Origin of the sequence: Thiomicrorhabdus sp. ZW0627 (assembly GCF_029767005.1) — a bacterium.
Lineage (GTDB): Bacteria > Pseudomonadota > Gammaproteobacteria > Thiomicrospirales > Thiomicrospiraceae > Thiomicrorhabdus.
In genome coordinates this window covers 1,306,925-1,331,565 of record NZ_JARUQR010000001.1, presented here as the reverse complement: position 1 = coordinate 1,331,565, position 24,641 = coordinate 1,306,925, and the positions used below count along the sequence as shown (strand labels likewise).

Sequence of the window (24,641 nt, the reverse complement as noted above, 5' to 3'; positions counted from 1 at the left end):
TTTTTTTTTGAGCGAAAATCGTATGATTACATATTCCGCTTTACAAGCTTGTTTTAAATCACAATTGGCTGACTTTGAGTTAATCTTTTTCGATGAACTTGATTCAACTAATCTTTATCTAAAAAACTATGCAAAAAGTCATTTAGAACCGGCGGTGTGCATCACTGGTAACCAAACCGCAGGATATGGTCAGCGCAATAGACATTGGCTTTCTTCGCATAATTCTGTGACTTTCAGCTTTCTTTTGCCGATATCTGCCCCTCCTTCTTCATTGGATGGCCTTACTCAGCTTATCGCTCTGAAGTTGGTCGAAATACTTAGTGATTACACCGATGAGGTACTTTCTATTAAGTGGCCTAACGATATCTATATAGGCAGTAAGAAAGTCGGTGGCATTCTGCTTGAAGTCCCGGCTTTTGACGAAAAATCTTCTTGGTTGATTGTAGGGATTGGTTTAAATCTTAAAACTGAGAAATCGAGTGAGCCATCTTCATTATTCGATGCAGTGAATGCTGGTCTGATTCAATTTAACAGACTTGATCCTGTTTCTCTTTCCCAATTTTTGTGTGACCTAATTACAAATCAAAAAGTTCTGTTTGAATCATTTCATAGCGCCCTTTTCAGAGAGTACCAACGTAATTATCAATTAGTGGATTATTTTTCTAAGGATGAACCGGTTATTGTGTATTATAACCAACAAAATTTAACAGGCCTCTATAAAGGTCTGAATGAAAATGGAGAACTACAGGTCTTGATTGATGACACTCTTAAAACATATCGAAGCGGGAGCGTTTCGGTCAGACCTTTAAATTAGAGTATGATTGATTTATTTATCGATTTGGGCAATAGCCGTATAAAATTCGCCGTGGTTGACGATGAAGGCTATGAATACATAGGCGCTTATCCGATTAAGCCTTTTAAGGATAACACCGATGTGGCTGCCTTATTGGCTTCATTAAATACCGTTCCCGATAATGTCTATGTTGCGTCTGTATCATCAGAAACGATCGAGCATGAATTACGCGAAGCGATTTCTTCCCTTTGGTCAATCTTCCCTATCTTCCTTAACACCCAAGTTCAGTGTTGTGAGCTTAAAAATGGTTATAAGGAACCTTTGAAGCTCGGTGTTGACCGTTGGATGAGCCTTGTTGGTGCGAGTGCATTTAAAAAATCTTCATTTCTGGTTGTTGATGCCGGTACAGCTATTACCTTGGATGCAGTTCACGACAATCAGCATCTTGGTGGCTTTATCGTACCAGGTATTCAAACTATGAGAGAATCCCTATCCGACAATACGGCAAAACTGACTAATGAATGCGATGCCATAGAAGAATTCGATACCGACGAGGCTTCTTCCAAGGATTTTGTGCCGACGGATACCCAGACGGCTATTTGTGCTGGTACCTTGTATATGGCGGCATCTTTTATTGATTCGGCGATATTTGATCTTGAGCATGAACTAGGTTGTAGGTTCAAAGTATTCGTTACGGGAGGTGATGGATATAAGCTCGCGAGCCTGATTAATTCCAATTCCGAATATATCGAAGATTTGGTGTTATTAGGAATGATAAATATGACGGAAAGTGTAAAAAAATAGTTGACAGAATTGTTCAACGACCTATAATACGCCCCATTCGCCGACATAGCACAATTGGTAGTGCAACTGATTTGTAATCAGTAGGTTGGGGGTTCAAGTCCCTCTGTCGGCACCATTATTTAGAAGCTCGTATTTGCAAGAATACGGGCTTTTTTTGTATTTAAACCCGCTCAATTGCTATGTATTATTTCAAGCTGTTATAATGTAAGGCCAATTTTTATATTACAATCGGAAAACCGAATGGAACAACAATCTAGTTATACGAAAGAAGAACTTTTAGCTTGCGGAAGGGGAGAATTGTTTGGACCAGGTAACGCTCAGTTGCCATTGCCTCCAATGTTGATGTTTGATCGCATTACCCATATCTCAGAAGAAGGTGGAGAATACGGCAAAGGTCAAATCCGCGCTGAATTAGATGTTACTAAAGATTTGTGGTTTTTCGAATGTCATTTTAACGAAGATCCTGTTATGCCAGGCTGTCTTGGTTTAGACGCTATGTGGCAATTGATCGGGTTTTTCCTAGGGTGGACCGGTGGCCCGGGCCGCGGTCGTGCTTTAGGTTCCGGTGAAGTCAAATTCTATGGTCAGGTTCTGCCTACAGCGAAAAAAGTGGAATATGTCATCGACATGAAGCGTGTGATTAAACGCAAGCTATATATGGGCATGGGCGATGCAAAGATGTTTGTAGACGGACGCGAGATTTATAGCGCATCGGATCTTAAAGTTGGTTTATTTACGAATACGGATAGTTTTTAAATTATGAAAAGAGTCGTCATTACAGGATTAGGGATTGTTTCCAGCTTGGGGAACAATAAGGAAGAAGTAACGGATTCTTTACGTAACGGCCGTTCCGGAATCGTTTTCGCTCCGGAATATGCTGAAAACGGCATGCGTTCGCAAGTGCACGGTGCCATTAAGAATTTGGATTTTTCCGACCATATCGACCGTAAGCAACTTCGTTTTATGGGTGATGCGGCTGCATACAGCTATATCGCCATGCAACAGGCTGTGGAAGATTCAGGCTTAACGCCTGAGCAGGTTTCCAACCCTAGAACCGGTTTAATTGCCGGTTCCGGTGGCGGTTCTAACTCAAATTCCACTCAAGCGGTCGAAATCGCAAGAGAAAAAGGCGTACGTCGTGTTGGGCCTTACATGGTAACCCGTACAATGGGATCGACCGTTTCGGCTTGTTTGGCGACTCCTTTCAAGATCAAAGGTTTGAACTACTCAATCAGTTCGGCCTGTTCAACATCTGCTCACTGTATCGGTAACGCGGTTGAGCAAATACAGTTGGGTAAGCAGGACGTTGTATTTGCCGGTGGTGGTGAAGAGCTTCATTGGACCATGTCTGTTCTGTTCGACGCCATGGGTGCTTTGTCGACTAAAAATAATGATAACCCTGCAAAGGCTTCTCGTGCCTATGATGCTGACCGAGACGGTTTCGTTATTGCTGGCGGCGGCGGAATGGTTGTAGTTGAAGAGCTTGAACACGCTCTTGCTCGTGGCGCTAAGATTTATGCTGAAATTACCGGTTACGGCGCTAACTCCGACGGTTACGATATGGTTGCACCATCGGGTGAAGGCGCGGTACGTTGTATGCAGATGGCGCTTTCTACTGTTGCCGGTTCCGTAGACTATATCAACCCGCACGGAACTTCGACACCTGTCGGTGATACAAAAGAGGCGGCTGCTATCCGTGAAGTATTCGGCGCAGATGTTCCTAAGATCAGCTCAACCAAATCAATGTCCGGTCACTCTCTTGGTGCAGCGGGTGTACATGAATTCATCTACAGCTTGTGTATGCTTGAAAATGATTTCATCGCGCCTTCAATCAATATCGATAACCTTGATCCTGAGTGTGAAGGGATGCCGATTGTTACTGAGCTGGTTGAAAATGCCGGTTTGAACCGTATCATGAGTAACAGTTTCGGATTTGGCGGAACAAATGCCTCTTTGGTATTTGAACGCTATAAAGCTTAATTCCGCTGTTCTGAAATTGAACAGGCCTGTTGGGAATTTCCATCGGGCTTAAGCAATAAAAAAACCGCTTGAATGCGGTTTTTTTATGCCTGTATTTTTCGCAAACTTATTAGGTAGGTTGGCTTACGAACAGTTTCTAAGTTGGCTGCGATATCGTTTTGCCTGATTCGTTACCTTTTGTGCAACGCGTTTCAGCCAGGCTTTTTTCTGGTAAGTTTTTCTTGAATAGCCGCCACGGCCTTCATGGTAAGCAAGATAGAGGTTGTATGGGTCTTTGCGCGAGATTCCTAGTTGTCTGTGGGTTTCATAGTTGTACCAACCGATGAAATCCAGGGAATCGTCGATGTTGCTGCGTCGGGCACTCCAGTTGCCTGTCGCTTTCTGATAATCGTACCAAGCAGGGTCTTGCGCTTGAGCATAACCGTAGGCTGAAGAACTTCTTGGGAGTGGGATGAAGCCAAGAAAGTAAGGTCTTTCCGGTTGGGCATCGTGTTTGAATCTCGATTCTTGATGGACGAATGCCATCAGTACATACATTGGTACGCCCCAACGTTTTTCCGAAGCTCTGGCCGCATCGTACCAGTCATCGTCGAAATCGTAAATCGAACAGATATTGTTGTAGGTGCTTTTAGGTGGGTTGGAGCTACACCCTGTAATCAAACTAATTGCCAGTAATGCCCAAAGGGTTCTGTTTAACATCATAAATTGCCATAGGTAAATGAGTGTCGGTAAAGGACCTGTTTTTTGGAGTCTAGCACTTCCACAGTCCATTCCCCTTGCCAAGCGCTGGTTAAACGTTTGCTTGACCACGTACGGTAAAGGTTACTGTTTATTGTCAAAGGAATCAATGCCATAACCTTTTGTTTGTGTAGCCAACGGTGATAAATCACGTTACCTTCTGCACCTTTTATCGGTGTGAAAAAGAACAGTTTTCGGATGTTCTTGGGCACATGAGCGTTAAACGTTTCTGTAGGTTCTTTATCAATGATATTGGTCGTCAGAGCCGGGTTGACGACTAAGATTTTGGATTGTTGCACGACAGGAGACGGTTCAACTGTGACGCGGATGCTCTCTTGTTGTTCCTGTTTGGTCAAGGTGAGATCTTCACGCTGTTGGGGCGTTAGGATGCTTAAATCATTTTCAACCGATTCGGCTGGAGAGGCTATCGTTGTTTGGGGCACGCCAGACTCGGTCTCTTTAGCGGAAGTTACCGTAATTTCGTTTGTTTGGGCCTGGTTGTCAGTTGGATCTGTAGCCGGTGTTTGAGCTACTGTACGGTTTTCTTCTTCCGTTTTGTAGGTCGGCGTCGTCAACTGTTCATTTTGAATTTGCTGAGCGGAGATTGCCGGAGCTTCGTTTGCAATCAACGCTTGTTGTTCGACTTTCTTCTCGTTGATGCTGTTGATCAGTACGGAGGCGGTCGCAATTCCACCCAATACCATCATTACGAACCACGCCAGACGGTTGCGCCAAGGGGTTTTCTGCATCTCTTTAATACCGGCCGCCATCTCTTCATTGGCCTGTTCCCAGCCCATTAAACAGTATTGACGCATCGTCTGGTCGTAACGGATTTTGCTCGCAGCCTGATTAACGGTTTTACCATCAAGAGCCAAACGGTACCCTTTTTTAAAGGCGTATAGGTGATGGGCGTTTTGGGTATCCGGTAGTTTCATGCTGTAAACTTATCTAAGAGTTAGACTGATCAAACAAGGCTTCGGTGAATTCCTTGGCTTCAAACGGTCTCAGGTCATCAATTGATTCGCCGACTCCGATAAAGCGTACCGGGATGTTCGTCTGTTCCGCCAGAGCGAAGACGATTCCACCTTTGGCTGTCCCGTCCAGTTTGGTGACGGTGATACCGGAAACATCAACAGCCTGTTGGAATTGTTGAGCCTGGCTGAGGGCATTTTGTCCCGTCCCTGCATCGATGACCAGCATCACTTCATGAGGAGCGGATTCATCGACTTTACCGATGACGCGTTTCACTTTTTTAAGCTCCTCCATCAGGTTGGACTGTGTGTGAAGGCGTCCGGCAGTATCGGCAATCAAAACATCGATCTTTTTCGCTTTGGCTGACTGGATTGCGTCGAAAATAACGGCGGCGGAATCCGCTCCGGTTTTCTGTGCAATGACGGGTACTTGGTTTCGTTCTCCCCAGGTTTGCAGTTGCTCGACCGCAGCGGCACGGAAGGTATCGCCCGCTGCCAGCATGACCGATTTGCCTTCGTTCTGGAATTTCTTCGCCAACTTACCAATAGTTGTGGTTTTACCGACACCGTTGATACCGACCATCAGGATAACGTAAGGTCCTTCCTGTTTTGCCAGATGATTGTCTACATCTAGAGGCTGACTGATCGGTTCGATAATCTGCTGAAGTTGTGTCTTAAGCGCCGTGAACAGGGCTTCGGCATCGTTCAATTCTTTACGCGATACTTGATCCGTCAGGTTGCGAATGATGCGGTCGGTCGCATCCACGCCGACATCGGCTGTTAGAAGAATCATTTCCAGCTCGTCGAGCAAGTCTTCGTCGATTTCTTTGCGCCCAAGTAGAAGGCTGGCGATGTTGTCGGTGAAGCTACGGCGGGTTTTGCTCAAGCCGGATTTCAAGCGAGTGAAAAAGCCCGGTTTTTTGGCTGGTGCTGGTTCCGGTTTGGTTTCTGAAACTTCAGTCTCGGTGTTGCTTTCTTCTGCTGGAGTGTCTTCGTCTACACTGACGTCTAAGGACGCCTCATCCGGGGTAGCTTCCTCCGCTTTACTTTGGTCAACCGGCTTTTCGTTTTCCGGTAAAGCCGTTTCTTCCGGTGATTCAATTTGCTGTTCGACCGTACTTTCTTCTACTTCTGTTTCGGCCTGATCTTTTTTACGTCGCAAAAAGCTAAACATGCTGTTTTCCTATTAGGACAACCTGTCGCGATCCGTTTCTATCGGGTTGAAATACCGCATTGGAATAGTAGGTTGTTTTAAGAGTTTATTAATACTTGAATTGAGATATTGGGCTATTATAAATCAATCTCATGAGGGTTGTCGGCACATCCCGACTTTAAAAAGCAGATAGATAAAACATGACGGCGATAAAGATGAAAATGATCAAAAGATTGGGCTTGGCAGCGTTGCTGATTACGGTTTCGGCGCCCACTTGGGCCAAGCTTTCGGAATTTCAATTGGATAACGGTATGAAGGTGCTGGTCAAAGAAGACCATCGTGCCCCAGTCGTAGTTCAGCAGGTCTGGTATCGGGTCGGTTCCACCTATGAACAGGTGGGGAAAACCGGCTTGTCGCATATGTTGGAACACATGATGTTCAAAGGGACGAAAACCCTGAAGCCGGGAGAGTTTTCCAAAATTGTCTCTCAGTTAGGTGGACAAGAGAACGCTTTCACCACCGCAAACTATACCGCTTATTATCAAGTAGTCGGCAAACAAAATCTGGAAAAGGTAATGCAGATCGAGTCCGATCGCATGCGAAATCTGGTGATCGATGATGCCGAATTCAATAAAGAACGCGATGTCGTGACCGAGGAGCGCCGTTGGCGTTTGGAAGACAATCCTCGTTCCAAACTGAACGAGCAGTTCAACGCCACGGCGTTTTTGAACAGCCCGGCGCGCAATCCGGTCATTGGCTGGATGACGGATATCCGCAGTTATAAATCACAGGATTTGAGAGATTGGTATAAGAAATGGTATGCACCCAATAATGCGACCTTGGTGATTGTCGGCGATGTCCAGCCTCAGAAAGTACTTGAATTGGCGAAGAAATACTATGGTGGTTATCAACCTGAGGCCATGCCGGTTCTGAAGCCACAGACCGAAATCACCCAGGAAGGTGTGCGCCGTATTGAGTTAAAAGGAAACACTCAAGTGCCGTCCCTACAGATGGGATTCCATGTACCGAGCCTGGTGACGGCGAAAGACAAACGTGAAGTTTATGCTTTATCGGTTTTGAGCAGTATTCTGGATGGCGGTGAGAGTAGCCGTTTGCCGCAGTCACTGGTCCGAGATCAGCAGATCGCGGCAGGCGTCAGTGCCGGTTACAATGCTACAGACCGTTTGGAAACCCTGTTTGAGTTGAGCGGAACCCCTGTGAACGGTCAAGACATCAAAGAGGTCGAGAAAGCTTTGCTTACAGAAGTTGAAAAGCTCAAGAAGAAGCCGGTGAGTCGACAGGAACTAGACCGTGTGTTGGCGATGGATGAAGCGGATCATGTCTATTACCGCGATTCGATTCAGGCACAAGCTTCCATTCTGGGCTCTTTGGTCAGTGTCGGTTTGCCGCCGGATACTTTGGACAACTGGATTGAAAATATCCGTTCGGTCACGCCGGAAGAGATTCAAGCGGTCGCCAAGAAGTATTTGACCAACGATAATCTGACCGTTGCCGTTCTTTATCCGGACGGTAAAGACCATTCCAAGATCAAAGCCTACACAGGGAGACTGTAAATGAAGCGTTTCACGGTATTGCTGATCGTCTGTTTCGGCACTTTGTTACTTTCGGTTCAGGCTTCCGCTTCGGTGGAGATTAAGACTTGGCATACCTCCCAAGGCTCTAAAGTGATGTATGTTCACTCTCCCGAGCTACCGATGTTAGACATTGAGGTGGCGTTTGATGCGGGAAGTGCGCGGGATGGCGAAAAATGGGGACTGGCTTCGATGACCTCCGCATTGATTGGTACCCAGACCCCGAATCTGAGTGAAAAACAGATTTCTCGCAAGACCAATGAACTCGGTGCAAAAATCAATGGTGGAGTAGATCGCGATATGGCGAATTTTTCGTTGCGTACCCTGACGCGTGAATCCATTTTCAAACCGGCTTTGGAACTGTTTCGAGAATCGTTGACGCAATCGGTATTCAACCCGGAAATTTTCAATCGTGAACGCCAGCGTCTTTTGGTCGCCTTGAAACAGCAGCAGATGGATCCAAGTGAGATTGCGCGCAATGAATTTTGGAAGCAACTGTACGGCAACCACCCTTATGCCCATCCCGTTTCCGGCTCCATCGAAACGGTCAAGGCGTTGAAGCTGGAAGATTTGCAGGACTTCTATAAGCGCTACATCGTGGCGGCCAATGCGACGATTTCGATTGTCGGCGATGTCAGCCTTAAAGAGGCGAAAGAGATTTCCGAAAATCTGATGAAGTCGCTTCCGAAGGGGCAAAAGCCTGCAGCTCTACCAGAGCCGGAAAATTTGAAAACCGCACAGCGAAGTGTAATCAAATTTGATTCTTCACAAACCTATTTCCGTCAGGGACAGATCGGTGTTGAACGTGGCGATCCCGATTATTATGCACTGTTCTTAGGCAACCATCTTTTGGGTGGCAGCGGTTTCGGTTCGCTGTTGATGGAAGAGGTTCGTGAGAAGCGAGGTCTGGTTTATAGTGTTGGTAGCGGATTCGCCCCGATGCGGGTGGCCGGGCCTTGGCTGAGTTATTTGTCGACGAAAAACCAGAGTGCGAATGAAGCAGAAAAAGTGGTGGTAGATACATTGAAGGCTTTCATGAAATCGATTGACGACAAGCACTTTCAAGCCATCAAAGATAACCTGATCGGTGGCTTCCCGTTGCGTATAGACAGTAACGCCAAGATCGTCGGTTATATCTCCATGATCGGCTTTTACGATTTGCCGCTGGATTACCTTGACCAGTTTCCGAAAATCATCGAATCCTTAAGTAAGGAAGATGTATTAAAAGCCTGGAAAAAGCATATCCATCCGGACAAGATGGTGACCGTTATGGTGGGTAATCCCGCCTAAATCATCCATAAAGGTTTTCAACAGGCCTGTTCAGTTTGCCGGTTCTTTCCCCATGGTTGTTTCGGTGGCGGTAACGGGCGGTCTAATCGGAGCCAGGGCCTTTAAAAAGGTTTGTGCGCAAGCTTGCCAGCTAAAGTCTTGGGCATAAGCCCGGCACTGGTTCCGATCCAATTTCAATGCCGCTTCAATCGCGGTTTTCAAATCTTGATCCATAACTCCACACTGAGGAGTCAGTACGTCAACCGGTCCGGTCGTCGGGTAGGCCGCCACCGGCGTTCCCGCCGCTAAAGCTTCGAGCATGACGAGGCCGTAGGTGTCGGTTAGGGATGGAAAGACAAAAACATCGCCGCTGGCAAACAGTTCGGCCAGATCTTCTCCAGTGTGTTTGCCCAGAAAATGTACGTCCGGATAGTTTTGTTTGAAGGTTTCCAGTGCAGGTCCTCCGCCGACGACCACTTTGGAACCTTCCAACTCCAAATCCAGAAACGCAGGCAGGTTTTTCTCGACCGAGACTCGACCGACATACAAGTTAACCGGTTTCGGTAACTCAAGATCGCGTCGTCTTTTAGGGTGGAATAGCTCGACATCGACTCCCCGGTTCCACTTGAACAAATGTTTGAATCCCTTGTCTGTTAATTCATCAATAAGAGACTGAGTACTGACTAAAGTTCGTGTGGCGGGCGTATGGAAGAAACGAAGAAAACGGTATCCCCAACTGACCGGAATGATTGGAAACCGTTTGTTCACATATTCTGCAAACTTGGTATGGAATGAGGTGGTAAAAGGCCAGCCACGTTTTAGGCAGAACGACCTTGCCCGTAATCCAAGTGGACCCTCGGTGACAATATGGACCGCGTCCGGCGCAAAGTCTTCGATCTGCTGGCGGAAGCCATTAGCGTAAACCACCAGACGGATTTCCGCATAGCGGGGCATCGGAACAGTGGTGTACAAGCCGGGATGCAGAACCAGAACTTCATGACCGGCTTGTTCAAGCTCCCGGATGACTTGGGTCATGGTGGTAACTACGCCGTTGATTTGGGGTTTCCATGCATCGGTAACTATCAGTATTCTCATCTGTTACTCCATAAGTTTTTCTCTATTATGCCTGTAAGCACAACGACTTATGTTTCACTATTTTGACAGTTTCATTGAACTGAAAGTTGGCCGTGCGTTCACGCCCGTATCAAAAGAATTAGCTTTGACTGAATCGTGAGCCGATTGTCGCTACAACCAAACCGCTCAAAATTCCGAAGGTGATGGTGTAGACGTCCGGAAAGAGTTGGAAGTGCGAAAACAGGACAAAACCGAGCAATCCACCCAAAATGGTGGCGATCGACCAGGCCTGGTCAATTTTCTGTTTGAAAGCCAACCAGAGAATCAATGGACCGAAAGCCGATCCCAAAAGTCCCCAGGCATCCAGTACCAAACTGAAAACTGTCTGGTTGTTGGAAAGAGCAATCAGAACCGCAATCAATAGCACACTGAAAGTCGAGAGTTTGGTCAGGAAGAGGCTTTGGCTTGGGTTAGTCGTCAGATCACGCGTCAGGGAAGCGGAGCAAGATAGAATCAGGGAGTCGACAGTCGACATGGTGGCTGCGAACAGAGCCGCTAGAACCAGTCCGGTGAAGATTTCCGGCATGAGTTGTGTCGCCAGCGTCGGCAACGCCATTTCGGCATCGAAGTTTTCCGTTGAAGGAATCAACAGACGGCTGATCAGGCCAACGGTAATCGTTAAACCGTAGAACACGATGAACCAGGCGTAATAGTAGCGCTGCATTTGGCCGGCCGTGTATTTCGGGTTCAAGGTCATGAAGCGGATGACGATATGCGGTTGGCCTATGACGCCCATTCCGCCGAATATCCAGCCGAAGACGAACAGCGCTGCGGATAAACCGGTCATTCCTTCGGGGAACCAGTTCATGTAGTGATCGGAAACCTGGTTAAGTTGCTGGTCGAATGAGTCGAGTCCGCCGATGGCGGATAGACCGAAAACAGTCATGATGATCATACCGCTCAGCATGACGATGGATTGCGCCATGTCGGTCCAGATTGATGCTCGGATCCCCCCCACCAGACTGTAGACGAAAATGATGAAGGCCGCCAGCAGGATACCGGTTTCTTCCGGCCAGTCCAGTAAAGCCTGAGTTGCTTTGGTACCAGCCTTGAGTTGTGCCGCCGCGTAGACGATCAGGAAAACGATGGTCAGCAGGCCGATCAGTTGTCTTAAGCGGTGGGCAGAAGGCGCGGCAATCCAGTGCGAAATTAAACCACCAAAAGAGTGAACTTCGGGAATCTGGGCACTTTTTTGGATAGCGCTGACCGAACTGCGCTGGGCGAACCAGTCTCCGGCGATCCAGCCGATCATGAGCCAGATAGAAGACAGTCCCATCGCATAGGTTGCTCCGATCATGCCAATGAACATGAAGCCGCTGTTGTTGGTCGCGACTGCGGAAAGCCCGACCAGTGCAGGGTGTACGCTTTTACCTGCCACCAGATAGTCTGCGGTGGTTTTTTTAGAGAAGAAATAGCTTGTAATGCCAATGAGAAAGAACAGTGCGAGAAAAAAAAGAAAGGTGGTTAAAATCATGAAAACACGAGTCCATTTGTTTTTTTGTTAGTGTCAACGCCTCTTATAAATAAAACGCCAATCGAAGTAGTGAAGTAGTTATTGAGAACCACTTAAACAAATCGAGCGGCGAAATTCAAATCTATACCAGTATTGTGGGAATTAAGTTTTTTGCCTTAGGTGTGAATGAGATTGGCTGCGAGGGCGACAAAAACCAGCCCTGTGATTTGATGGAGTGTCTTCTGAATTTTGGGTGACTGTACGAGTTTGGCTCTCAGTTTGTCTGCTATTAGGGCGATTGAGGCAAACAGGATGAAAGTGACGAACATCGTGATTAAACCGAGAATGAAGACCTGTAGGCCTACGGAGCCGTGTTCAGGCAAGGTGAACTGAGGTAAAAAAGCCAGAAAGAAGATCGAAACTTTGGGGTTGGAGAGATTCATCAGGATACCTCGCCGGTAGAGTTGGTAAGGTGTGAGTGTTTTGGGTGGCGGGTTCTCCAAAGATGTGTTTGATGCACGAAACGCCATCCAGGCAAGATAGAGTAGATAGGCTGCCCCGAGTATTTTCAATACGTTGAAAGCGACAATGGAGGTTTTCAGGATTGCGGCTACACCTAAAGCGACCAAACTGGTGTGTACGATCAACCCGCTGCATAAGCCGGCCGTCAGATAAATTCCCGCTTTTCGTCCGTGAAAGGCTGATTGTGCCAGCACATACAGGTTGTCCGGTCCGGGTGACAGGCCGATCAGGACGGTGGCAACGATAAACGTGGAAAGCAGTTCGAATGGAATCATTGTGAGGGATTGAGGTCAAAGCCGTCAGGGGGTGATGCGATCGTTACGAACCAGATAATCGCCGTCGAATCGGATTTCCAGAGGTTGGCCTCCAAACATCGGCTGTTCCGGCATACGTTTTTGAGCGCTGATCAACAGGCAGGGCTCAATCGTTTTTCCGGAGTTTCCGACTCGACCCAAAGGCGCACCTTCTTCCACTTTATTGCCGGGGGCGACCATGACACTGTCGTATTGCAGGTGGGCAAGCAGGATTTCAGTCCCGTCGCAGTTCAATAAAACATGGTTTCCAAGCGGTTCGTTCTTATCCGCTTCCTCTGTCAGAACCTTGTGGTCGGGCTGGTTGTTTTCAGTGTGAACAACCGTGCCGCTGCAAGGAGCAAAGACCTGATCCCCATAAATGTTATAGAGTTGCGGTTCGTCCGGTTGCGTGCCTCGAGCCCGGAATCCGAAAGAGTTGATTTTCACAATGTCGACGCCGTAACTCATGCCTTGCCAGGCTGCAAGAGAGGGAATCGGTTTCAGGTTTCTCAAATTCGGATTCAGAACCGAATTGCTTCCCGCGTTCACGGCGTAGTAATTACCCTGAGATAGGGGAAAGGACACATCGGCAAATTCCTGGGCTTTGGAATAGCGCCCGGATAGTAAGTAGCTGTTTGCAGCGATGATGATCATTATGACGGACAGTTGCCCCAGAAGTGATAGGGTTGAGGGTAGTGTCCAGGGAGTAAACCAGGTTCTGCCTTCCGTATGGGCAAGAGAGCGGGCAGAGAGAATGACGGCTATCACGAGAAGTACATAACTCAAATACCAGGGTACGATGACCCATGTCATGCCGATGTGGATTGTCAGCAGGTAGCCGATGACCACAATTGTCTTGAACAACCATTTAAAGCGGGTTCGGTTATGGGACAAAGCCAGCCATAAAAGAAGCGTCAGAGGCAGAAGCACCTGGAACAGCAGCACTTGAGTCAGCATCAAGGACACTCCTTTGGTTGTCAGGAACTATTAATCCGGTAGAGGGGGAATCGTTCGTTTTCCGGAAAGTTCCAAGCCGTTATGAATAGGTTGAACTCAATCATATCGCATTTTAGAAGTGAGAGAAATATCCTGCAAGGATATCGTAAAGCCAGTCACGTTTTTGCATGAGGCCAGCTTAGACACGTTATTAAGTGAGATGGATTTTAGCCGGATTCGCGATCTGAGTTTTCTGCGGAGAGCGCTTGACCTTCTTTGCCGATCAAACCAAGATGAGTGTGAGAGAAGCCGGTCGCGTATTTGAGTCCATATCCCAACATTCTGTCAAAACCGATGTGGGCGCTCCAAATCAAACCGCCGGCGATCAGTTCCGGGAATTGCATCAACAGGCCCGAAACCAGGCAAGCAAAGGCTGCAATGTAAGTGTGCGTAATGTTATAAACGATAGCGCCTGTGACCGGACCTGCCAGGTACCCCAAAAATGCAATGTCAGGTAAGAAAAAGAGAATTAAAAACAGCGTCCAGTCATATTGAAAATACTCGTATGCGAGAAGGCAGGTGATGAGAACGGCCAAGCCTTCGATTTTGATAAGCGTTCGGACTTGGCCTGTTACGAATCCGTTCATATGTGATCCCTTTTTGAAATGGCCAGGTTAGCCAATGATCGTGATGTGGGGGGCTTATATAGATTAACCATCCTAGAAAATGCTTAGAGGTACGTCAACCGGGTTTTAAGAATGAGGTTGAGGAGGGTTTGATATTCAGTGATATGCCCATTAAAAAATGTGATTAAATTAGCACTTCCTAATATACTGTAATCTTTGCTACACTTTGTGACCGTGTTAATAAGTTTTTGATGTAAAACGCTAAAAGCAAGGTTGCCTTATGTTAGATGTAATCAAAAATCTATGGTTTCGAGATCCCAAAGAAGAAACCGTCTATATCAACGATGTCGCTGTGCGTATCCGTGCAGGAATCCTGTTAGCTATTCCGATTTTCATGAGTTTTACTTTGTACGATGCGATCTTCGTTTCCAACTGGATCGTCGACGGTAATACCGCTGTGGACAGTGGTGATATGGACTGGGATTACCACATTATCTACCATGTCGATGCGATTCGACGCACCTTCGACTACTCCTTTCAAACTTGGGTGTTATTGTATGGTTTGTTTGAATTGCTGTCGGGGCTGTTCGTGACGACTTCAAGACTTTCTCCAATCATCCTGATTTCAAGCTTTTTGGCGAGAAATCAGAAGCCGGTATGGAAGCCTCTTGTACCGAAGCGTTTTGCTTGGGTATTGGGGTCGACCTTTATCGCAGTTTGTCTGGTTTTCTTTAATCCGGAAATCTTTGCAAACTGGGTGAATACAGTGGCAGGTTCACAGGTTCTGCCGACTACCGAAAACTACATGTCTCCGTACATTCCATTGGTTTTAGTATGGATCTGTTTGGGCTTTATGTGGTTGGAAGCGGTTCTAGGTTTCTGCGTCGGCTGTAAGATTCACTCTCTGTTGGTCTGGATGGGCATTTTGAAAGAAGAGTGCGAAGCCTGTAATAATATTGACTGGGAAGAGATTGCCAGAAAGAACAAAGAACGTCTGGCGCAGAAAGAGGCAGAAGAAAAGACCTCTTAACACCCTTTAAAATTGTTTCATTGGATTTGAACAGGCCTGGTCAGAATTATTGGTTTTGACCGGGCCTGTTTGTTTCCGGGTTTTGGAAAGTGTGTGCAGTCAGTCCTTTTGATAAGGATCGGTTCGGGCAAGGTCTGAAGGAATTCAGGTTAACGGTATCTCGTTATCGTTCTGGGTGCTGTAATGAATTGTCGGGAGCTGGGGTTTATAAAATCGACAGGCCTGTTGGAAAATGGCGCAGCCACCAGGACTCGAACCTGGAACGGCCCCTTAGGAGGGGGCTGTTATATCCCTTTAACTATAGCCGCGTGGCGGATATTTTAGCAACTTTGATAACGTTTTTTTAGAACTCTATGTGAAATGCACGGCTTTTTAAAAAGAGGTGAAATCGCTTTTGGGATATTAGAAATCTCGTCAAGTTTTTAATGTCTTGAGAATCAGAGGTGCTATGTGCTTTGAGAGATTGGATGATTATCCGGCAGGAAGGAAACCCCGTGAAGCAGATTGTGTTGTTCACGGGGGGGAGGGTTCAGATTAGGTGATCTGGTTTAAAAACTAGAACTCACTCCAATCGTCGCCATCGTTTTCCTTTCTAGTTTCGACCGGCTGCGGCTTGATGGCGTGCACTGTCGCCGCTTGTTGCGTTCCCTGTTTGGGGGCGGCTTTCGGTGCAGTCGAAGCACTTGTGTTGTGAGCAAGCACCGGAGCCGGTTTCGGTGCTGCAGCTGGTGCCGCTAATCTACGAGAGTTGGAAACCTTGAAGAATGCCATCTCCTTCGAAAGTTCCTGAGCCTGTTCGGCCATGCTTTCGCTCGCCGCCGATGTCTGTTCGACCAAAGCTGCGTTTTGTTGAGTCGCACCGTCGATGTCGTTGATTGCCATATGAACCTGGTTAACACCGTTCGCTTGCTCTGTAGACGACTGGGCAATCTGTCCGATCATCTCGTTAACTTGAACGATGGCTTCTTTGATTTCTCCCAGTACCTCGCCGGATTGCACGGCCAGTTCCGAACCTTGGCTAACACGTTCGTTACTTTCGTTAATCAGCTGTTTGATGTCTTTAGCGGCATCGGCTGATTTTTGTGCGAGTCCTCGGACTTCTCCGGCAACCACGGCAAAGCCTCTGCCGTGCTCGCCCGCTCTCGCTGCTTCAACCGCTGCGTTAAGGGCCAACAAGTTGGTCTGGAACGCGATGCTGTCGATCAAAGTCACGATGTCGTTGATTCTCTGGCTTGAGCGTTCAATGGATTGCATGGCTTCGATGGTTTTTTCCATAACGGAAGTACCCATTTCGGTTTTATCCTGCATCTGTTTAGAAAGGATCGCCGCTTCGCTTGAGTTCTGAGTGTTGTTCTGAACGGTTGAATTCATCTCTTCCATGGTTGCGGAAGTTTCTTCAACGGCTGCCGCTTGTTCCTGAACACGCTGGCTAAGATCCAAGGCACCTTTTGAAACTTCTTCCGATGCCGTCAGTACTATATTCGCGGCATTTGAGGCTTGTGTAACGATGCGCTCCAGATTGTTGATCGAATCGTTCAGGCTGGTCTGAATCGTTTGCAGCTCGCCCGAATAGTGGCCGTTCATATTTGTGGTCAGATCGCCACTGCGCAGTGCGGATAGAACCGTTTTAATCTCTTCCATCGCATCACTCAGCGCGGTGACCGAGTTGTTGATGCTTTGCTTGAGGACGTCGAAGCTTCCGTTTGCTTCCACTTCCACTCGTTGAGAGTAATCGCCTTCCGCAACCGCCTGCATGACTTGGTTGATTTCACGGATGACTTGATCGGTGCGGCCAAATGCCTGCTCGACCAGATTTCTGAAGCTTTCGGCAACCTCTTCATCCATTTTGGCGTCCAGACGCCCGTCTTCCAAGGCCTGCATGATGTTTCCAAGTTCGTCCATCATGAAGGATACACTGTTTGCAGAAGCGTTAACCCCTTCTTTCAGCGACAGCAATTCACCGACAAATTCACCTTCCATACGTTCGGTGAAAATGCCTCTTCCGATCGCATCGACGGTCTTGTTCGCTTCGCTCAGCGCCTTGCCTGTCTGTTCCAATAGGTCATTGAATGCACTCGAAACCTGGCCGACTTCATCCATTCTTTCAATCGGAACGCGCTTTTCGAAGTCGCCGTTTTGAACAACGTGATCGGTGACACTGACCAGGTTATCCAAAGGTCGTAGAATCGCTCGTAAGGTCAGTAGTGACAGAACGATCGAAATAGCCAAGACCAGAATGGAGAAAATGATAGCAAGAGTGAACGATGCCTTATAGGTCGTATCGTTTTTTGCATTCAGTTCGGCCGCGACACGCAATTGCAGGTCAATTAATTTGGAGATCTGATCTGAGACCGGATCAATGTATTTATACAGTTGGTCGATACTGAATTGACGTACCGCTTGCGTATCCTGGTTTTTGATGGCAGTAATCAGGGTTACCAGACTTTCATCGGCTTTGTCCATGAGTTGGCTGGTTTGTTGCGCCAGTTTGGCTTCTTCCGGTGTCAGGGTTGTGGCCATGTATTTGCCCCAAAGTTCTTTGACTCTGGTTTGAGCATTGCTTATGTTTGTACTGGCCTGTTCAAAATTGAGTTGTCCATTACGTAACTTATGGTTGGTGTCTACGATGTTGACCGCATACATGTCGGCAATTTCTTTCAAGTCTTTCAATGGGACGATCCGGTCGACGTAAAGCGTCGTGAAGTCTTGATTGTTCTTGTTCATGACAAACAGGCCGGATGATATAGAAACGACGATGAATGCAATCAACACTCCGATCATCATTATGATTCTGGCTTTAATGGACATGGGGTACCTCGGGGTTTAAATATTGATGTTTTTAATATTTGTTTTTTAAGTTAAGTTTACAAAAGTTGTTAATCTTGTTTGAAATCTTCCATTTCGGTTTCAATTTGAGCCGTTAGTTGATTGGAATGATTAACCATCTAAATTGACTCTTTAATAAACCGGTATAAAAACAAAGGTCATTTTCAGTTTCGGCAATGTTACCTGACATTGTTGCCAGTATCAATAAAAATTCCTTACTTTATATGTTTTTTTACGTACTTTTTAAATTATGCTTCTTGTCATCAAGTGTGGTTTGAGGTAATAAAATCAGTCTGAAATCGATTGGGGATTGCGGATAGGGGGCATGAGCGACATAATTGAGGCTTTCTATTCATTATAAGACTATTCGGGGAGCAGTCTGATGATTTATAACAGTTTGGGACATTCCGATATTCAAGTTAGCCGTATCTGTCTGGGAACGATGACTTGGGGGGAGCAGAACACACAGGAAGAAGCGTTCGAGCAGATGGATTATGCGCTCGAGCAGGGGGTAAACTTCTGGGATACTGCTGAGCTGTATTCTGTTCCACCCAGAGCGGAAACCTATGGCCGAACGGAGGAAATCATCGGGAACTGGTTCGCCAAGCATGGTCGGCGTTCAGAGGTGGTTTTGGCTTCGAAAATCGCCGGCCCGGGACAGTTTGTCGAGCATATCCGTGGAGGCCAGGGACGTTTCAACAGTGAGCAGATTCATCAGGCACTGGACGCGTCGTTGAAACGTCTTCAGACGGATTATCTTGATCTTTATCAGTTGCACTGGCCGGAGCGTCAGACCAATTATTTCGGGCAACTGGGATTTGTTCCGCCAGATGAAGAAGAGAGCCTGACACCGTTCGAAGAAACGTTGGAAACGTTGACCGAACTGGTCAAAGCAGGAAAAATCCGTCACATCGGTTTGTCGAACGAAACGCCTTGGGCGACCATGAAGATGCTTCAAGTTGCCGAAGCGAAAGGGTTGGAGAAAATCGTAACGGTGCAAAACCCCTACAGCTTATTGAACCGTAGTTATGAAGTGGGTATGGCGGAAATCGCTTATCGTGAAGGTGTTGGCTTGCTGGCTTATTCTCCGCTCGGCTTCGGTGTTTTGTCCGGGAAATACTTGAAAGGGCAGATGCCTGCCGGATCCCGTCTCGATCTGTTTCCGCATTACGACCGTTATTCGAACGACAATGCGGTAAAAGCCACTGAACTGTATGCGGCCTTGGCCAAAGGTAACGGAGTCTCTCCCGCACAGCTGGCGTTGGCATTCGTTAACAGCCGTCCGTTTGTTAGCGCTAACATCATCGGTGCAACCAGTATGGCGCAGCTGAAAGAAAATATTTCGTCTATTGATGTGACGTTGGATGAAGAGACGTTGCATCAAATCGAAAGGATTCATGCACAATACACGATTCCTTCTCCTTGATTGAACAGGCCTGTCGGGTTTTATACCGTGACAGGCCAAGCTTCGAGTCAGGCAGAAATCTTTTTCTGATCGGTCTGTTTCGGTTGATCCAGTGCGCCAAGACGGGCCAGTCGGTATTCGCCGCTCTCTGTATCGAGTTGGTAGATATTGAAATTGGTGTCGATATCAAACCCTTCGAGACGTTTGGCGTAGTTGGTGGAAATACTGCCTTCCGGTGAATGAACACGGTGAAACACATAAGGCTCCCAACCTAGAATGGCGGCTCCGTCATGGATTTTCTTGCCGTTGTGGTAGATGGCATCGGCGGTCACCTCGAACTGCTCAACCTTGCCGTGTTTAGTTGAATAGAGTTCGACGATGCGTTTCCCTTGATGAACCACCAACTTGTCTTCCTGATCGGTATGCATGTACCAGTACCAAGTCTCGTCCCCGGCAATCAATGGGCTTTTTCCACCGGGTTCATGGATGACCAGATCTACGCCGGATAGACCGTCGATAACACCGTCAATGCTGAAAAAATGAACTTTGGGGGTGGATCGGAGCGTTTTTAAAGGGATGATGAAACAGAGATGATCGATGTAGGTGCTTCGTATTCCGGCCTCGTAAGACATATCGCATCCTTTGCAATTTATTGGGCTTGTAACTAATAAACTAAATCAAATATCTGCCGGACGCAACCGTTGCCTTAAGGTTATAAGACCAGAGCCGAATCCAGTCTATTCCAGCAAGCGGACGGCAAAGCGATCCTTTCCGTTTTCTTTTGCTTCGTAGAGCATGTCATCGGCACTTTCGATCCACTCTTCCGGTGTGCGTTCCGGTTTGCCCGGATGGGTGACGGCGCAACCGATGCTGACGGTGACGTGGTCGGCTGCGGCCGAAAATTCGTGTGGGATCTGCAAGTCACGAACCGCTTGTAAAACCTCTTCAGCCATTTGCTCGACGAATTCGACATTTGTCGGAGCTAGAACGATCACGAATTCTTCTCCGCCGTAACGCGCCACATAGTCGGTTTTACGTTTGACGGTTTCCTGAATTCGTTGCGCCAGTTTCTGCAGGACTTCATCGCCCTCGCCATGACCGTAGTTGTCGTTGTAGGCCTTGAAATTGTCGATGTCCAGAAACAGCAGGCCGATAGACGACTGTGTGCGGCTTGAGAAATCCCAGACATTTTCTATGATGCTGTCGAGTTTTCTGCGGTTATATAGTCCGGTCAGCGGATCGGTATAGGAAAGTTGTTCGAGCTTTTCATTCTTCAGCGCGAGTTCCTGGGTCTTTTCTTTGACTAGTCGTTCCAGTTTTCGAGTTTCGGTAATGTCCTTAATGACTGCACGCAACGCTTTCTGCCCGTTGAATTCGATTCGGGTTAGAGTGACCCTGGAAAGGAAATCGTGTCCATCGGTTCTCTGGTGCATCCATTCGAAACTGTGTTCACCGGTCTCGAAGGCAATTGCAATCATTTGGTTGGCTTTATCGAATGAGTCCTGTCCGTCCGGTTGGATGGGAGGTGATACTCGTGCGGGATGGAATTTTTCGAGCTGTGACTTTTTAGTGTAACCCATCAGGCTGTAGTAGGCTTGGTTGTAGTCCAGATAGGTGCCGTCGGAATCGATGATGATGATTGCCGATTCACATGTGTTGAACAAGTATCGGTAGTCGGCTAACTGTTGTTTTAAGCGTTGATTCTCATGAATCAGTGCCTGCAAATCGTCCATCAGAATACACTTTATGCTCGAAGTTATAGTTCAATGCTAGCAGACAATTTAACGAAAGACTACGTTTATTACCTACGGGGTAAAATCGTAATAATTTCACTCTGACCGATGTTGGATTTCGGACAGGCCTGCTCGGAATCCAACGGAAATCAGTTGGTTTGAAGGAATTCTACTACTTCGTCCATGGTGCCCGTAAAACAGATTGGTTGTGAATTCTTTTGAATTTGGTAGTCGTACATCGGGTCGTAATACTCGCTCAACAGGGTTTTAATCCAAAGTTGGTGATTTTCTGTTTCCCCTGATGCCATTTGGCGTTCCATGGCGTATTGGAACTGTTCCAGTACCCGTTGGTGGCGTTCGCCGCCAAGGCGTTTTCGGATTCGATCAAACGCGGCCTGCATGAATTCCACCCAGTCTTCGAGCAGAGGATATTCCTGTTGCGCTTCGACCACATATTCCTGATGGGTGATTTGGACACGTTCTTCAAGCGGCGTGTCGACGATGATCCGGTTTCCTGATTTCAACGCATCGAAGAGTGGTTTAGGCATAGAGACCGAGCCGATATTACGCGCTTCGTCTTCGATGACAAGTTGGTGTTCGGCGTTTTCCATAAAGCGGATCAGAGCCATCGCCAGCTGATTCTCGAAATTGATCTGAGTCGGCTGAGGTGTGGCGTGGCGACCGAAAGCAGAGCCTCGGTGGTGTGCCAGTCCTTCCAGATCGACAGCTTGCTCAAGGCGTTGAATCACCAAAGTTTTGCCTGAACCGGTGCGTCCGGCCAGTACCAAGGGCTGAATGTTTCTTTGTTGCATTAAGGCAGGAAATTCATCCATGTAATCGATCAGGTAACGGCGAAACGCTTTGTAACCGCCTTTTAAACGAACGATGTCACGACCGCTGTCGGCCAGCCATTGTTGAGAAATTTTGGAACGCATTCCTCCGCGGAAACAGTAGAGCAACGAGTCGGGATGCTGATCCATGAATTCCGACCAGGCCTCTATTCGTGGTTCCCTGACTGATTCACTGACCAGTTGATGTCCCAGTTTCACGGCCGCGGCATTGCCGTGCTGCTTGTAACACAGTCCAACCTTTTGACGCTCTTCGTCGTTCATCAACGGAAGGTTGGTCGCCGATGCAAATGCGCCCTGGTTGAATTCCACCGGTGCCCGCACATCGATAAGCGGTGTCTGCTTCAACACGATCGAGCGGAAGTCGTCGGTTTGCGGCAGACTTTCGGAAAATTCGGTCAGTTTAACAGCCATTACACCACCTCGACACAGTGACTCTGGGATGTGGTTTCTACGGTTTTACCGATCGGTTCAAGTTCCAGTCCGAATTGGGCCGCGACTTCTTTGAAACGTTCCACGGCCTCCGGACGGACTGCGGCCAATAACCCCCCGGAAGTCTGTGGGTCGCACAAGATCATTTTCTGGGTTTCGGTAATGGTCGGCGCAACCTTGTGGCCGTAACTTTCAAAATTGCGGCCGGTTCCGCCAGGCGTACAGCCTTGCGCCAAATAGTCGAGCACGTTCGGCAGGATTGGAACCTTATCGAATTCGATGCGTGCGGCGATGTCGCTGCCTTCGCAGATTTCGATCAAGTGCCCGAGAACACCGAAACCGGTGACGTCGGTCAAGGCGGTGACGCCCGGAATTTTGGCGAATTCACTGCCGGCCTTGTTCAGAGTGGTCATGGCCTCAATCGCCATATCCAGATGTTGAGACTGAATCTTTTTCTGTTTTTGAGCCGTAGTCAAAATACCGATGCCGATTGGCTTGCTGAGGAACAGTTCGCATCCGGTTTCGGCGGAGGCGTTGCGTTTCAGGTGTTGGTTGTCGACCACACCGGTGACCGCCAGACCGAAAATCGGTTCGGGGGCGTCAATCGAGTGACCGCCTGCCAGTGGAATACCGGCCTCTTCACAGGTGGCGCGGCCACCTTCGATGACTTGTTGGCCGATTTCAGGAGGTAGTTTGTCGATAGGCCAACCGAAAATCGCAATCGCCATTAACGGTCTGCCGCCCATCGCATAGATGTCGCTGATGGCGTTGGTGGCGGCAATGCGCCCGAAAGTGTACGGGTCGTCGACAATCGGCATGAAGAAGTCGGTTGTGCTCAATACTGAAGTCCCGTTGCCCAAGTCGTAGGCAGCGGCATCGTCTTTTGTGCTGTTTCCGACCAGTAATTGCGGGTGGGGGGCGATGTCCATTTGGGTCTTCAGGATACTGTCGAGCACCTTCGGGGAAATTTTGCATCCGCACCCGGCACCGTGGCTGTATTCCGTCAGTTTGATGGTGGTGTTGGCGGTTTGATTGTCGAGCATTTTCGTTCCTTGTCTGAGTCTGTCCGCCGGCTAATGATTGCGGACAGAGCCTGTTTTATCTGGTTTTGTTCGTTTTGTTAGGTTTGCGCGGCGTACGTAATGTCCGTCCACTTCTTTTTGAAGCGGTTTTTCGCACGTCAGTTTTCGGAGAGCGACGTTTTCTTTCTGTATCGTCGTTTCTGCCGAATGTCGTTTTTGCATTCGTTTTCTTAACCGTTTTTTGGGTTTCGTCGGGTGCAGCGGTCTTGCTGGAACCGGCCACAGCACGGTTGATCTCGTCCATTTCATCAGCTGTCAGGTTGCGCCATTGCCCGGGCTTGAGGTTGCCTAGCTCTACCGACATAATTCGTGTGCGCTTGAGTTTGGTGACTTCGTAACCCAGATATTCGCACATCCGGCGGATTTGTCGGTTCAGTCCTTGGGTGAGGATGATTTTGAAGACAAATCGGCTGACGATACTGACTTTACATGGCTTGGTAACGGTGCCGAGAATCGGCACGCCTCTCGACATGCGCTCTATGAAACGATCGCTCAACGGTTTGTCGACGGTGACGACGTACTCCTTGTCATGGGCGTTTTCGGCTCGCAGAATCTTGTTGACGATGTCGCCGTCGCTGGTCAGGAAAATCAGTCCTTCCGACGGCTTGTCGAGACGGCCGATCGGAAAGATTCGCTCCGGGTGACCGATGGCATCAATGATGTTGCCTTTAACCTGGCGTTCGGTTGTGCAGGTAATTCCGATTGGCTTGTTGTAGGCGATGTAGATGCGGTCGGATTTGTTTTGCGCGCTGGCTTTGACCTCTTTTCCGTCCACCTGAACGACGTCACCCGGTTGGACTTTTGTGCCCAGTTCCGGCAGTTTTCCGTTGATCCGGACACGGTTTTGCTCAATCAACTTATCGGCTTCACGGCGTGAACAAAAGCCGGATTCGCTGATGAATTTATTGAGTCGTTTTTCACTGCTGCTGGTCACAAAGGCGTCCGTTATTTCAATTCTGGGCAAACGGGTATTATAAATCCCCAAGCGAATCGAAACATCGGATTCTGTTGCAAAAGTGTT

The 24,641-nt window shown here is 47.9% G+C and carries 22 protein-coding genes and 2 tRNA genes; 9 read left to right on the top strand and 15 right to left on the bottom strand.

The genetic code is table 11. The features are described from left to right. The 5 genes from QCB45_RS06300 to fabB all read left to right on the top strand — a co-directional run. On the top strand, positions 1 to 814 hold an 814-nt coding region (locus QCB45_RS06300; protein WP_279419997.1), incomplete at its 5' end, for a biotin--[acetyl-CoA-carboxylase] ligase. A gap of 3 nt (positions 815 to 817) precedes the next feature. Continuing rightward, positions 818 to 1,597: a type III pantothenate kinase gene (locus tag QCB45_RS06295; protein ID WP_279419996.1), complete on the top strand. Its 780-nt coding sequence runs from the start codon at positions 818 to 820 to the stop codon at positions 1,595 to 1,597. Between the two features lie 39 nt (positions 1,598 to 1,636). Further along, positions 1,637 to 1,712: transfer RNA gene (locus tag QCB45_RS06290), tRNA-Thr, on the top strand. Between the two features lie 125 nt (positions 1,713 to 1,837). Next, positions 1,838 to 2,353, top strand: coding sequence for a 3-hydroxyacyl-[acyl-carrier-protein] dehydratase FabA (gene fabA, locus QCB45_RS06285; protein WP_279419995.1), 516 nt, complete (start codon positions 1,838 to 1,840; stop codon positions 2,351 to 2,353). A gap of 3 nt (positions 2,354 to 2,356) precedes the next feature. Then, a complete protein-coding gene (fabB, locus tag QCB45_RS06280) occupies positions 2,357 to 3,577 on the top strand; it encodes a beta-ketoacyl-ACP synthase I (RefSeq protein WP_279419994.1) in 1,221 nt (406 codons plus the stop codon). Between the two features lie 123 nt (positions 3,578 to 3,700). Here fabB and QCB45_RS06275 read toward each other — a convergent pair whose 3' ends face one another. From QCB45_RS06275 to ftsY, 3 genes are read right to left on the bottom strand one after another with little or no spacing between them, the layout of a single operon-like run. Then, positions 3,701 to 4,279, bottom strand: coding sequence for a transglycosylase SLT domain-containing protein (locus QCB45_RS06275; RefSeq protein WP_279419993.1), 579 nt, complete (start codon positions 4,277 to 4,279; stop codon positions 3,701 to 3,703). Beyond that, complete coding sequence (locus QCB45_RS06270) at positions 4,276 to 5,250, bottom strand: DUF2914 domain-containing protein (protein WP_279419992.1); 975 nt, start codon at positions 5,248 to 5,250, stop codon at positions 4,276 to 4,278. Before QCB45_RS06270 ends, QCB45_RS06275 begins: the two co-directional genes overlap by 4 nt. A gap of 13 nt (positions 5,251 to 5,263) precedes the next feature. Further along, positions 5,264 to 6,460 carry a signal recognition particle-docking protein FtsY gene (ftsY, locus tag QCB45_RS06265; protein ID WP_279419991.1) on the bottom strand — a complete coding sequence of 399 codons (1,197 nt, stop codon included), beginning with the start codon at positions 6,458 to 6,460 and terminating at the stop codon, positions 5,264 to 5,266. Between the two features lie 194 nt (positions 6,461 to 6,654). On the opposite strand from ftsY, the gene QCB45_RS06260 reads away from it, so the two are divergent. Together QCB45_RS06260 and QCB45_RS06255 are read left to right on the top strand one after the other, a co-directional pair. Beyond that, the gene (locus QCB45_RS06260) at positions 6,655 to 8,013 is read left to right on the top strand and encodes a pitrilysin family protein (protein WP_279419990.1); all 1,359 of its coding nucleotides are present in this window, start codon (positions 6,655 to 6,657) and stop codon (positions 8,011 to 8,013) included. Then, positions 8,014 to 9,321, top strand: coding sequence for a pitrilysin family protein (locus tag QCB45_RS06255; protein WP_279419989.1), 1,308 nt, complete (start codon positions 8,014 to 8,016; stop codon positions 9,319 to 9,321). A 30-nt stretch (positions 9,322 to 9,351) separates the two neighbouring features. Here the strand turns inward: QCB45_RS06255 and QCB45_RS06250 are convergent, their stop codons facing one another. The 5 genes from QCB45_RS06250 to QCB45_RS06230 all read right to left on the bottom strand — a co-directional run bounded on the left by QCB45_RS06250 (position 9,352) and on the right by QCB45_RS06230 (position 14,285). Then, positions 9,352 to 10,395 carry a glycosyltransferase family 1 protein gene (locus tag QCB45_RS06250; RefSeq protein ID WP_279419988.1) on the bottom strand — a complete coding sequence of 348 codons (1,044 nt, stop codon included), beginning with the start codon at positions 10,393 to 10,395 and terminating at the stop codon, positions 9,352 to 9,354. A gap of 118 nt (positions 10,396 to 10,513) precedes the next feature. Next, entirely contained in the window at positions 10,514 to 11,908 is a 1,395-nt protein-coding gene (locus QCB45_RS06245; protein WP_279419987.1) for a sodium/proline symporter, read from the bottom strand. Between the two features lie 155 nt (positions 11,909 to 12,063). Continuing rightward, positions 12,064 to 12,684, bottom strand: coding sequence for a LysE family translocator (locus QCB45_RS06240; protein WP_279419986.1), 621 nt, complete (start codon positions 12,682 to 12,684; stop codon positions 12,064 to 12,066). Between the two features lie 24 nt (positions 12,685 to 12,708). After that, the gene (locus QCB45_RS06235) at positions 12,709 to 13,659 is read right to left on the bottom strand and encodes a M23 family metallopeptidase (protein WP_279419985.1); all 951 of its coding nucleotides are present in this window, start codon (positions 13,657 to 13,659) and stop codon (positions 12,709 to 12,711) included. Between the two features lie 206 nt (positions 13,660 to 13,865). After that, on the bottom strand, positions 13,866 to 14,285 hold the full coding sequence (locus QCB45_RS06230; protein ID WP_279419984.1) for a DUF4260 domain-containing protein: 420 nt from the start codon (positions 14,283 to 14,285) through the stop codon (positions 13,866 to 13,868). A 259-nt stretch (positions 14,286 to 14,544) separates the two neighbouring features. Between QCB45_RS06230 and QCB45_RS06225 the strand changes: the two genes are divergently transcribed. Then, positions 14,545 to 15,294 carry a DUF4395 domain-containing protein gene (locus QCB45_RS06225; RefSeq protein ID WP_279419983.1) on the top strand — a complete coding sequence of 250 codons (750 nt, stop codon included), beginning with the start codon at positions 14,545 to 14,547 and terminating at the stop codon, positions 15,292 to 15,294. Between the two features lie 233 nt (positions 15,295 to 15,527). Here the strand turns inward: QCB45_RS06225 and QCB45_RS06220 are convergent. After that, positions 15,528 to 15,602, bottom strand: a tRNA-Arg gene (locus QCB45_RS06220). 247 nt (positions 15,603 to 15,849) lie between these two features. After that, positions 15,850 to 18,102, bottom strand: a complete 2,253-nt coding sequence (locus tag QCB45_RS06215; protein ID WP_279419982.1) for a methyl-accepting chemotaxis protein — start codon at positions 18,100 to 18,102, stop codon at positions 15,850 to 15,852. Positions 18,103 to 18,502: 400 nt separating this feature from the next. Between QCB45_RS06215 and QCB45_RS06210 the strand changes: the two genes are divergently transcribed. Further along, complete coding sequence (locus tag QCB45_RS06210; RefSeq protein ID WP_279419981.1) at positions 18,503 to 19,546, top strand: NADP(H)-dependent aldo-keto reductase; 1,044 nt, start codon at positions 18,503 to 18,505, stop codon at positions 19,544 to 19,546. Between the two features lie 47 nt (positions 19,547 to 19,593). On the opposite strand, the gene QCB45_RS06205 is transcribed toward QCB45_RS06210, so the two are convergent. The 5 genes from QCB45_RS06205 to rluF form a co-directional block, all read right to left on the bottom strand. Further along, positions 19,594 to 20,157, bottom strand: a complete 564-nt coding sequence (locus QCB45_RS06205) for a hypothetical protein (RefSeq protein ID WP_279419980.1) — start codon at positions 20,155 to 20,157, stop codon at positions 19,594 to 19,596. A 105-nt stretch (positions 20,158 to 20,262) separates the two neighbouring features. Continuing rightward, complete coding sequence (locus tag QCB45_RS06200; RefSeq protein ID WP_279419979.1) at positions 20,263 to 21,258, bottom strand: sensor domain-containing diguanylate cyclase; 996 nt, start codon at positions 21,256 to 21,258, stop codon at positions 20,263 to 20,265. 149 nt (positions 21,259 to 21,407) lie between these two features. Further along, positions 21,408 to 22,520, bottom strand: a complete 1,113-nt coding sequence (gene mnmH, locus QCB45_RS06195; protein WP_279419978.1) for a tRNA 2-selenouridine(34) synthase MnmH — start codon at positions 22,518 to 22,520, stop codon at positions 21,408 to 21,410. Further along, positions 22,520 to 23,581, bottom strand: a complete 1,062-nt coding sequence (gene selD, locus QCB45_RS06190; RefSeq protein ID WP_279419977.1) for a selenide, water dikinase SelD — start codon at positions 23,579 to 23,581, stop codon at positions 22,520 to 22,522. The genes mnmH and selD overlap by 1 nt, the downstream gene beginning before the upstream one ends. A 55-nt stretch (positions 23,582 to 23,636) precedes the next feature. Continuing rightward, complete coding sequence (gene rluF, locus QCB45_RS06185; RefSeq protein WP_279419976.1) at positions 23,637 to 24,554, bottom strand: 23S rRNA pseudouridine(2604) synthase RluF; 918 nt, start codon at positions 24,552 to 24,554, stop codon at positions 23,637 to 23,639. Positions 24,555 to 24,641: the final 87 nt, after the last annotated feature.

What these genes read in the sequence shown, in the direction of transcription:
- QCB45_RS06295 (WP_279419996.1), top strand. Translation starts at nt 818, where the DNA reads ATGATTGATTTATTTATCGATTTGGGCAATAGCCGTATAAAATTCGCC.
- fabA (WP_279419995.1), top strand. Translation starts at nt 1,838, where the DNA reads ATGGAACAACAATCTAGTTATACGAAAGAAGAACTTTTAGCTTGCGGA.
- fabB (WP_279419994.1), top strand. Translation starts at nt 2,357, where the DNA reads ATGAAAAGAGTCGTCATTACAGGATTAGGGATTGTTTCCAGCTTGGGG.
- QCB45_RS06275 (WP_279419993.1), bottom strand. Translation starts at nt 4,279, where the DNA reads ATGATGTTAAACAGAACCCTTTGGGCATTACTGGCAATTAGTTTGATT.
- QCB45_RS06270 (WP_279419992.1), bottom strand. Translation starts at nt 5,250, where the DNA reads ATGAAACTACCGGATACCCAAAACGCCCATCACCTATACGCCTTTAAA.
- ftsY (WP_279419991.1), bottom strand. Translation starts at nt 6,460, where the DNA reads ATGTTTAGCTTTTTGCGACGTAAAAAAGATCAGGCCGAAACAGAAGTA.
- QCB45_RS06260 (WP_279419990.1), top strand. Translation starts at nt 6,655, where the DNA reads ATGAAAATGATCAAAAGATTGGGCTTGGCAGCGTTGCTGATTACGGTT.
- QCB45_RS06255 (WP_279419989.1), top strand. Translation starts at nt 8,014, where the DNA reads ATGAAGCGTTTCACGGTATTGCTGATCGTCTGTTTCGGCACTTTGTTA.
- QCB45_RS06250 (WP_279419988.1), bottom strand. Translation starts at nt 10,395, where the DNA reads ATGAGAATACTGATAGTTACCGATGCATGGAAACCCCAAATCAACGGC.
- QCB45_RS06245 (WP_279419987.1), bottom strand. Translation starts at nt 11,908, where the DNA reads ATGATTTTAACCACCTTTCTTTTTTTTCTCGCACTGTTCTTTCTCATT.
- QCB45_RS06240 (WP_279419986.1), bottom strand. Translation starts at nt 12,684, where the DNA reads ATGATTCCATTCGAACTGCTTTCCACGTTTATCGTTGCCACCGTCCTG.
- QCB45_RS06235 (WP_279419985.1), bottom strand. Translation starts at nt 13,659, where the DNA reads ATGCTGACTCAAGTGCTGCTGTTCCAGGTGCTTCTGCCTCTGACGCTT.
- QCB45_RS06230 (WP_279419984.1), bottom strand. Translation starts at nt 14,285, where the DNA reads ATGAACGGATTCGTAACAGGCCAAGTCCGAACGCTTATCAAAATCGAA.
- QCB45_RS06225 (WP_279419983.1), top strand. Translation starts at nt 14,545, where the DNA reads ATGTTAGATGTAATCAAAAATCTATGGTTTCGAGATCCCAAAGAAGAA.
- QCB45_RS06215 (WP_279419982.1), bottom strand. Translation starts at nt 18,102, where the DNA reads ATGTCCATTAAAGCCAGAATCATAATGATGATCGGAGTGTTGATTGCA.
- QCB45_RS06210 (WP_279419981.1), top strand. Translation starts at nt 18,503, where the DNA reads ATGATTTATAACAGTTTGGGACATTCCGATATTCAAGTTAGCCGTATC.
- QCB45_RS06205 (WP_279419980.1), bottom strand. Translation starts at nt 20,157, where the DNA reads ATGTCTTACGAGGCCGGAATACGAAGCACCTACATCGATCATCTCTGT.
- QCB45_RS06200 (WP_279419979.1), bottom strand. Translation starts at nt 21,258, where the DNA reads ATGGACGATTTGCAGGCACTGATTCATGAGAATCAACGCTTAAAACAA.
- mnmH (WP_279419978.1), bottom strand. Translation starts at nt 22,520, where the DNA reads ATGGCTGTTAAACTGACCGAATTTTCCGAAAGTCTGCCGCAAACCGAC.
- selD (WP_279419977.1), bottom strand. Translation starts at nt 23,581, where the DNA reads ATGCTCGACAATCAAACCGCCAACACCACCATCAAACTGACGGAATAC.